Annotated in this window: 4 protein-coding genes and 1 tRNA gene; 3 read left to right on the top strand and 2 right to left on the bottom strand. The window is 61.3% G+C overall.

Features of this window, described 5'->3' with window-relative positions; all coding sequences use genetic code 11:
• The first annotated feature begins 236 nt into the window (after positions 1–236).
• Positions 237–311 (top strand) — tRNA-Pro (locus KA354_24980).
• Here the strand turns inward: KA354_24980 and KA354_24975 are convergent.
• On the bottom strand, positions 293–1,783 hold the full coding sequence (locus tag KA354_24975) for a recombinase family protein (protein ID MBP7937905.1): 1,491 nt from the start codon (positions 1,781–1,783) through the stop codon (positions 293–295). The genes KA354_24980 and KA354_24975 overlap by 19 nt on opposite strands.
• Positions 1,780–2,025, bottom strand: coding sequence for a hypothetical protein (locus KA354_24970; GenBank protein ID MBP7937904.1), 246 nt, complete (start codon positions 2,023–2,025; stop codon positions 1,780–1,782). Before KA354_24970 ends, KA354_24975 begins: the two co-directional genes overlap by 4 nt.
• 693 nt (positions 2,026–2,718) lie before the next feature.
• On the opposite strand from KA354_24970, the gene KA354_24965 reads away from it, so the two are divergent.
• Both KA354_24965 and KA354_24960 read left to right on the top strand, forming a co-directional pair.
• On the top strand, positions 2,719–3,801 hold the full coding sequence (locus KA354_24965; GenBank protein MBP7937903.1) for a DUF1460 domain-containing protein: 1,083 nt from the start codon (positions 2,719–2,721) through the stop codon (positions 3,799–3,801).
• A gap of 91 nt (positions 3,802–3,892) precedes the next feature.
• Complete coding sequence (locus KA354_24960) at positions 3,893–5,932, top strand: RHS repeat protein (GenBank protein ID MBP7937902.1); 2,040 nt, start codon at positions 3,893–3,895, stop codon at positions 5,930–5,932.
• Positions 5,933–6,036: the final 104 nt, after the last annotated feature.

The raw sequence follows: 6,036 nt of genomic DNA, 5'->3' as shown, positions 1-6,036 counted from the left end.
AAGCACTTGCTCCAAAAGCCGTCCCGTCTCTCCGGATGGGCCACCCATCCCATGCCCGCCCCGGCTCTACTTCCTACCGTTTCATCTCGCAGCAAAACTGCCCAAGGGGCTATTCTTCGTCGCTGCGTCGAACAGCGGGAGCTTGCATTGTCCCGGACACGGCGTATGATAAAAAGCCTAGGGTCGCTGCCGGCGGCATGGCTTTGTCGGAGGAGGTCAAGCCCCGCCCAGACGCCCGGGGCGTAGCTCAGCCTGGCTAGAGCGCTTGGTTCGGGACCAAGAGGTCGCTGGTTCAAATCCAGTCGCCCCGACTTGATTGGACAAGAGGCCCTTCGGACAGAAGTTCGAAGGGCTTTCTCATTGTCATGACTAGACTTGCGCCATCGAGCCGAAAGTTCAAACGCAGCATTTCCAGGATTTGGCGTTTGGCCCGTGGATCCGCCGTAATCCATTTATCCTCAAGATGTTGTGAGAGTTCAAACACTTTGACGGCCAGTTCGCCGTTCTCGCGGTGGTCTCGGCTGCAGGCCTCCAACTGCAGTTCGAGTCGGGCCTGGCGGTCACGGAGTTCAGCGTCCTTGCTCCGGAAGGAATCGTTGTCGATCTCATCAAGCAGGCGGAGATTCAGGAGTTGATCACGCTGCTTCTGGACGGATGTGAGTTCCTTCTGGACGGCGGAGGCCTTGGCGGCGTTCGAGGCGGCGGTTTCCGCCGTCCGGCGGCGGAGGTGACGCTCCAGCCATTCGCGGGTCAACTCATGTTGTGCCCGCATGCGGCGGAGAACGGCAACCACCTGCTCGTCCAACTGCAATTCGCGTACCCGGATCCTGGGGTGATCCGGGGCGGTGTAGCGCGCGCACCGGTAATAGACGTAGACCTTCCCGGTGGTCTTCTTGGTGACCAGTTCCCCGGTGACCGGCCGGCCGCAGTGGCCGCAGACGATCAACTCACTGCCGAAAATGGACTCGTGGCTCCGGTAGACGGCGCCGCCCAGCAGTTCCTGCACGCGGTCCCAGGTATGCCGGTTCACCAGCGGCGGATGCTTGCCGGGTAGCCATTGTCCTTTGTACTTCAGATCTCCGATGTAGGATCGGTCGATCAGCATCTTGTACAGGGTGGACCGTGGGAATCGAGGCTGTTCGGGGGTATAGAATGTCCCCTCCGCATAGAGCGCCTCCGCGAGCGAGTCGAGCGTGTGCCCCTCCAGCGAATAGGCCTCAAAGACGCGGGTGACCTTGGGGCCATTCTCGGGATGGACTTCAACGATGCTGCGGCCATCGACCCGGAGGTTCCTGTAGCCATATGGCGTATGTCCGACGAACAGGCCCGCCTCGGCGCGGGCCTTCAGGCCTTCGGTCACATCCACGCTTTGTTGTTCGGTCGTGAAGGCCGCCATATTGGCTAGAGTCCGGCGCATCATTCGGCCGGCGGGCGTGTCTTCCGTCGGCTGGGTGAGGCAGATCAGGGGGACGCCGTACTTCTGCTCCAGCTCCTCCAGGGCAACGTAGTCATGCAGGTTCCTGGTTGCCCGATCGATCTTGTAGCAGAGGATGCCGTCCAGCTCGTGAGCATGTTTCTTGACGTACTGGACCAGCCTCTTGAACTCGGTTCGTTCTTCTTTTCGAGTCGCCGTTTCAGCAATGCGAAACTGCGTTACGATCTCGCCCTTCTCGTGTTCGGCGTACTGGTAGGCCGCCTTCTCCTGGACGTCCAGGGAGAAGCCTTCTCGCTCCTGCTCGCGCGAGGAGACCCGGACCCATCCGACAAATCGCTTCTTCCTCATCCGATCTTCTCCAAGGCCGCCAGCAAACGGTCGTAGCTCAACAACGATTCGACCGCGTCCCCCACGCTCATGGGGCGACTGGTATAGGGCAGCCATGCTCTTATTGTATCCTTGACCTCGCCCGAGGTAAGCCAGTCCGGCAATTCCGAAACGGTCTTTCCGCTGGACGGGCCGCTCAAGCCGAACGTCCTCAACTGCGAGGTCAGATCGATCTCAATCCGGGCACTTGAACACGTCAACATGTGCTATTCCTCGACGGCATCCGGCCCGGGCGCAGCCCGGAGAAAGAAAACCCTGACGAGGCCACGAGCCCCGTCGGGGCCGTCGGATGCCATCTCTTCATAGAAAACCGAAAACGAGGGCTCAGGACGGGTAAACCGGGGAAATCGACTTCAGGGCGGCAACCGGGCGAAACGCCTCAGACCGACTCTCGGGGTTGTGTTCGTCGATCGGGGGCTCACTTCGCGGCGAAGAAACTGACTTTCTGGAGTGGCAACACGGATTGCTGGGCGGGGGTGAGCTCCTCGTAGATGCCCGTCCACATATGAGATAACTGGTGGTCAACTGGCTTCGCGGATCGCCGCGCCGGCCTGTGGCCGGCGTATGGCGGAGTGGCATGGAGCTGGAATCTGCCCCGACGATATGAAGTTTGGCCAAAATGGGTCTTGACGCGGCGGCTGGTCCCCGATAATAATTGTCTCAGTGCGTGAATGGCGCGGCACAAGAAGCGGTGGTTTCCAGGTTAGTCTTGGTTTCGTGTTACTCTCGGCGTAATCGTCAAAGTGTTGTTAGTTTTTCCTGCTTGCGGCCGTCGCCAGCGGGTGAGTCGGGGTTTGTCCGCATGCGGCGGGTGTCCGCCGCGAACTTCGGTTTGACGTCGTTGTGAGTGGTTTGACGTTCCGCCCCTGGTTCCAGGGAACGAAGGAGGTCTGCGCATGAAGCGGCTACTGGCATGGGTATTGCTGTTCCTCGGACTCGGCGGGCTTGGACTGACCGGGGTGGTGGGCCAGTCCGCAGATACGCCACCTGCGGCCCAGAAGAGCGAGCCCGTCGCTGGCGATACATCGGGACCATTGTCCTCGGTTGAGACGGCCCGCCACCGCGAGTTGGCTGAAAGTCCTGTCCATTCCCTGCATAACGAAGAGCTGGCCGAGTTCCTGGGCCTGCACGAGCGCGTCCTCGCGGCCAACCGCCAGGTGCGAAGCGGACCGGAGGAGCTGGCCGTCCTGACCCGGCGGACGCTGGGCCAGCCCTACCGGCTCAATGCCGCCCGCTTCGACCTCGCCGAGAGCGACTGCGTGGTCTTCGTCGAGCGGAGCTTGGCCTTGTCCCTGGCCAGGGACTGGTCGTCCTACTATCGGCTCAGCGAGCGCCTCCGGCACAAGGATGGCGTCGTGGACTACCGGAACCGGAACTTCTTGACCCTGGGCGACTGGGTTCCTAATAACTCCTTGCTGCTGCGTGACGTCAGCAAGGAACTGGGTCCGGCCACAGATCGTCCGGCCAAGACCTTCACCCATGTGGTCCGCCCCAAGGTATTCGAGGAGGTCCGGGATGAGAAGACCGGCGTCACCCGAGTGATCTTCAAGGGATCGGATTACGTATCCGGAAAGAAGGAAATCCGGGAGGATGTGCTTATCCCCCGCGAGCGCATGGCCGACGTGCTGCCCGATTTGCGGACCGGGGACGTGGTCCTGGTTCTTCGTGCCTCGGCGGGTGGGCACATGGGCTGTGACCACATGGGACTGATCGCGGTCCAGCCGGACGGCGCCGTGACCCTGGTTCACAGTGTACCGTCGCAGGTCCGCCAGGAACCGCTGACGCGGTTCCTGGATCGGTGCAATTGGGTTTTGGGCCTGCGTTTCCTGCGTCTGAGGGACAACGCCGCCGATCTCGCCGCTGCCGAAGTCAAGCGAATCGAGGAATCCGTCAAAGTCCCGACCCCGACGGAGGTGGAAACCGACTTGGCGACCCGGCGGGCAGCCCGAGCGGCCCAGGAAGCCGTCCTCAAGCCCTGAATCTCACCCCGGCATGACCGGTTCCGCGTTGATGATCGATGACCAAACGAAGGGGACGAGCAACAATCTCAGTGCGATAGGAGCAATGAGTATGAAGCCTGCGAATCGGGCGGTTCGTGGTTCCTGGACAATCCAAGTCTGTGCGACGTTGTGTGCGGTGACGGCGGTGGCGGCGTTCGCCGAACGGGTCTCCGCCGGTCCGTGCTACGGGGACGCCTGCGATCCGGAATGTGCCAATCAGTGCAATTTCGACGACTATCCGCCAGAATGTGATCCCCCGATTGACGAGGTTGGGGACGACGTTGACGACATGGAGATGGGTGTGAACTCGGTCAAGCACCCGGAGCATTTCCCACACACGGCAGGCAACTTGGTGAGACAGATGCATGGCTTGCGAGGCGCGAGCGTGAGTAAGCCCAATCCGCCTGCCGCCGGCAATGCACCCCAGGCGATGAGCCGACCGAGGAAGATGGGGAGGCCCACGGTGCGCCCGAGCTATCGGCGGGCCGGCCAGGATGTCGGAAGCATGGTGTTCGACGACGGTGGCGGCGGTGACGCAGGCGACGGCCTATACATGTCTCTGACCTCGGGCAATGTGTGGACCCGCGTGCCAGTGGTGGCGACCTTGTCCGAGGGTTCCCCGGAATTGAACTTCTCGCTGCGCTACGATTCACAGAGAGGAGTGCAAAACGGCATGGTCGGGTTCGGCTGGACCCATAGCTACAACATCCGAGTCGAGGAGATCAACTATCCCCGGCATCCGAAGGTCGTGATCTACTGGGACGGCAGCGGGCGTAGAAACGCCTTCGTGTGGGACGACCAAGCGAGCGAGTTCACACCACCGCCGGGACGTTCCTATGGTTTGACCTGGGTGACCGACCATTATGAAATCACGCTGCCCAATGGTACTGTCCTGGTCTTCAACCAGTCGGGCCGGCTTGTGCGGAAAACGGACAGTCGCGGGCGCATCACGCGGCTCACCTACAACGCGGGCACGCAGTTGACCGCGATCACGGGGCCCTATGGTCGCCAGATCACGCTGACCTACGACACCAATGGCCGGGTGTCGACCATCGTCGACCCGAACGACCAAGCCACGACTTTGACTTACACCAACGGCGACCTCACCCAGATCACCGACCCGCTCCAGAACACGGTGCAATACGCTTATGATACGCTCCACCGTGTGACCACCGAGACGTTCGGCAACAGCACCCACTACCACGCGGAGTACACGGATGGCGGGACCACGCAGACGCATACCATCAAGGACAGCGACAACAATGTGGTGGTGAGCGTCCAGGCCTCCTCCTCCGTCGGCCTTCCGGCACGGCGTGACACGCTGATTGCGGCCGGCGCCATTACCGTCACCGATGGCCTCGGTCAGAGTTGGGTGGTCTTGCGTGACAGTAAGGGCCGGATGACCAGCATCACGACGCCGGTTCACGGCGACAATCTTCGGGAGGTGTATACCTACGAGTACGGTGGCGTGGACGACGGTTTTGGCCGTGATCGACTGGTCAGACGTTACGATCGCAGCAGCCAGTCCATGGAAACCGCGCACCAGACGAGCTTCTCGTATGATTCCGACGGCAACATCGTCGCCGTTACGGATGCCGTGCCCAACATCGAATACCGGCAGTACAACCACACCATCAGGTCGCTGCTGACCAAGCGCATCGAGCCCGACAACGACGAGTGGGAAATGACCTACGACAGCTACGGTCGGCTGACCAGCCTCAAGGATCCGCTCATCGAATCGCCGGACAAGCAGATAACGCTCTCCTACGTGAACTACGGAGACACGGAAGGGTTGCCTTCGGGCAGTGCTACCCAGCCCGGTCGTATCAAGATACTCACACTGACCGACCGGAACGGACACGTGACCCGGCGAGAGTACGACGCTCGCGGGAACCTGGCCAAAGTCACCCGCGATTACGGCACCCTGAACCTGATCACCGAATATACCTTCGACGACATGGGCCGGCCGCTGACGGAGACCGTATCTCGCGGGGATACCAGCTATCCCACGAATACCACCCAGTGGACATATGATGCGCGAGGCCGGATTCTGACCACAACCCGAGACCCCGGTACGGGCACCCACCTCAGGGCCAGCGCGCATAGATAGGTAAGCTGGGAGGTCTGGCGCGATCGATTGGCATCGTGTATACCTTTCGCAAGTATGCCGTATGGAGCGGCGAGAGTCTCTTGCGAAAGGAGTCTGCCGATGGC

The organism is Phycisphaerae bacterium (assembly GCA_018003015.1).
Lineage (GTDB): Bacteria > Planctomycetota > Phycisphaerae > UBA1845 > PWPN01 > JAGNEZ01.
The sequence above is the reverse complement of the archived record's forward strand: the minus strand, read 5'-3'. Positions and strand labels throughout refer to the sequence as shown.